Origin of the sequence: Erythrobacter donghaensis (assembly GCF_001557325.1) — a bacterium.
GTDB lineage: Bacteria > Pseudomonadota > Alphaproteobacteria > Sphingomonadales > Sphingomonadaceae > Erythrobacter > Erythrobacter donghaensis_B.
In genome coordinates this window covers 1-590 of sequence record NZ_LSJS01000265.1, presented here as the reverse complement: position 1 = coordinate 590, position 590 = coordinate 1, and the positions used below count along the sequence as shown (strand labels likewise).

Here is a 590-nt window from a genome sequence, read left to right as displayed (position 1 = left end):
AGGCCGCAAGGTGAGCAGGATCCGCTGCGCCTGTTCGAAGTCCGCGCCCTCGACATTTACACCGGCGACAAGATCCGGTGGACAGAGACTGATCACCAGCGCGGCCTGCTCAATGCCGACCAGGCCCGCGTTGTCGCAGTCGACAAAGAGGCTGTCGTGGTGAAGACATCCTTGGGCGCAGAGCACAGGCTGGAGCAGGGCGACCCGATGCTCCGCCGTCTCGATCTCGCCTATGCACTCAATGCCCATATGGCGCAGGGGCTGACCTCCGATCGCGGCATTGCGGTCATGGACAGCCGCGAGCGCAATCTGGCCAACCAGCAGACGTTTCTGGTCACGATCACACGGCTGCGCGATGGCCTCACCCTCTATGTCGACAATGCTGGCAAGCTTGAAGCGGCGGTCGAGCGCAATACCGGTATGAAGCACTCTGCGCTGGAAACGGTCGATCTCCTCCGCGACGCTGCGTCCAAAGGGCAGGCCAAAGATCGTGTCGATCTTGCACCGGAACGCAAGCCGCCAGAGCTTGACCGGTCGATCACCAAGCCATTCGAGATCGGCATCTAGCGACCTGCTGTCCCCATGCGTCC

1 pseudogene is annotated in these 590 nt (G+C 62.2%); it reads left to right on the top strand.

Features of this window, described 5'->3' with window-relative positions:
• A pseudogene (locus tag AX692_RS15285) lies at positions 1-567 on the top strand (TrwC protein); the annotation flags it as partial.
• Positions 568-590: the final 23 nt, after the last annotated feature.